Source organism: Aquabacterium sp. (assembly GCF_004297345.1).
Lineage (GTDB): Bacteria > Pseudomonadota > Gammaproteobacteria > Burkholderiales > Burkholderiaceae_C > Aquabacterium.
This window is the reverse complement of record NZ_SCTN01000562.1, coordinates 1-2,306: the sequence shown is the minus strand read 5'-3', so window position 1 is coordinate 2,306 and position 2,306 is coordinate 1. Positions and strand designations below refer to the sequence as shown.

At 60.3% G+C, this 2,306-nt stretch carries 3 protein-coding genes; all 3 read right to left on the bottom strand.

The genetic code is table 11. The annotated features are described in order from the left end of the window. On the bottom strand, positions 1–253 hold a 253-nt coding region (locus EPO09_RS21500), incomplete at its 3' end, for a hypothetical protein (RefSeq protein WP_290646539.1). 583 nt (positions 254–836) lie between these two features. Then, a complete protein-coding gene (locus EPO09_RS22360) occupies positions 837–1,229 on the bottom strand; it encodes a polymorphic toxin type 44 domain-containing protein (protein WP_367200100.1) in 393 nt (130 codons plus the stop codon). Between the two features lie 662 nt (positions 1,230–1,891). Further along, a partial coding sequence (locus EPO09_RS21495) for a polymorphic toxin type 44 domain-containing protein (protein WP_290646537.1) occupies positions 1,892–2,306 on the bottom strand: 415 nt, incomplete at its 5' end.

The following is a 2,306-nucleotide window of genomic DNA, read 5'->3' as shown; positions in this document are numbered from 1 at the left end:
CCGCACCGTCCCCATCGATCCCCGCCAAGAACGCATCAATGGTTTCTCCGGAAGCGACGGGCACGACTTCAAGTTTGGGCCACGAGACCGTCATTACGTCGGCACTAGCCCCGTCCTCGGCGAGTACCGCCACCCTTGAACCATCGGGCGACCACGATACGTAGCGGACCTGCCTATCGAAGGCGACGCAGCCCGGATCTCGATTATCGGCGGGACCGCCTGTCGTGCAGCCAAGAAGAACGAAGATGCCCACAAATATGCGAAGGTGTACGTCGTGGCCGCTGCAGCGCCGACTTGAACGGAACTCCGGTTCGGGGTGGCCTGCCGAATTCACTTTCCGACGCAATGATGGTCGGTGGGAAGTGTGCTTGGGTCCGGATCCATGTGCTTCGGCGGAATCCCAAGCCACAACTCAGCCGACATGGAGCGGTCATCGAATCCAGCTTGGTTCAACACTCGCTCGAGGTCGGGAGGAGCTGCGGCTCGGAGATCAGACTCTTTGCCGCGATCGATAGGGTCAGCCCTCCCTGATCAACCCCGATGACCACACTTGTCGACTTCTTCAGCAGGTCGCCTTCAAGAACGATTTGGCACGTCTGTGGGTCGATGACTTCGAAGTGGTCCCGAGTCGTTGCCGGCTCGTCCAACTTGTTGCCAGACGACAGCGGCTGGATAATGCGCGTTGTCGTTGAGCCATTACCGCTGGCCCGAACGAGGTACACGTGGTCAGTCGAATTCCGTACTGCAACTATCCACGGGGCAGGAGCGCAGGAGGCGAGCGTAACAAGCGCACAAATCGCGGCGATCTGAAGACAATGCGGGCGACGTTTCATCATCTAGCCATGTAGTCGCGCTTCGATTTCGGTGGGCTCAGGATCCGAACGGTAGATCCTCATCGAGTTCAGGACCCCTGCTCGGAGCTGGGCAACCGTGAGCGAATACGGATGCTGGTACCACAGGTTGATGCCGAGGTCCACGTTCCAGCGATCGGACAACGTGTTGACGCCGCCTGCAATCACGGCCGCGGTACGGAGTACATCGGGGGGAATGCCGTGCCCCATGCCTACGTAGCCGTAGTGGATATTCGCCCATGCGTCGTACCGGTATCGCCCGATAAGTGAGAACGAGTTTGACGACCGGAATGTCGGCGCCGCCCGCAGGTCAGGTTGGCGCAGCCGGAAGCATCTGCTCCGCCCAGTTTCGGCAAGCGTCCCCAGAGAGGCTGGCATCGCCGTTGCAAGTAATCTCGATGTCGGGGAACTGAGTCGACTCGACGGTAATCGGCATCTTCACAACCGGTTTGCTCGAGAGCGTCGATCACGCCGACAACGCGAGACCGAGGAGTAGACGCATTGCGCGAACGGCCATGACCACCCTCCTGTCTCGCTGAGACACTCCCGGCCATTATTGCTTGAGCTGGAGGGACGGTCAGAGGCGAACTCATTGGGTCGACCCCGGACAGAGCGATGACCAGTCGGTCACGGCCCGACGCACAGCGCGGTGTCTGGCATCAGGGTCGGGCCGCGGCCGGCGCTTCGCGAGCTTACGCTCAGGACAATCTCGCTAGATCCTGGTGCGTCCCCAAAGGACACCAGTGCACGGACTGTCGGCAGCCGCTGGGCGTCCAGCTCGCTGCACGTCGTGGGGTCGATGATTGATACGCGTGCCGATGAGGGCTGCCGGTCAAGGGCAACGATCTGACCCTCGACATGCGGCTCAAAGAGAACTTGGCGAACCACACCGTCATAACTCACGCGAACGATGACCGATTGGTCCGAGTTGCTTGAGACATAGACGACCCAGTCCGTTGGCGTCGAACAACTCGCCAGAACTGTCCAACACGCCATCATCGTGATTCGACGAAGCCAGCCAGCGTCGCGCCAAGCCTTGTTCAAGGTGCCAAGCCTCCGCGAACCTCAAGAAACGTATCTGCGGGGTCGGCCCTAAACACTCGAATCTTCGCGAGTACCGCGGAGGCCAGCTGCGTCTTTGTGAGTGCGGCTCCATGCGCTTCCCAGAGCTGGATACCAATCTCGTTCGATATCCAGTCAGACACTGATCGAGCACCGCCGAATGTCTCGGCTCCGGCATGTACCACGTCGGCCGGAATTCCGTGAGCGCGACCAACGTATCCGTAGTGAATGTTTCCCCAAACATCGTAGAAGAGGGTTTCCGGGGCAGGATCCCCTCCGACGGGCGTGCGCCGGACATCGCCTAGTTTCATGCCAAGGGGGACCTTTAGGTCCCAGTCGCCGGTCTCTCGCACAAGGGCCTTGAAGCGAAACAACAGGCCAGCGTTAAGAGGC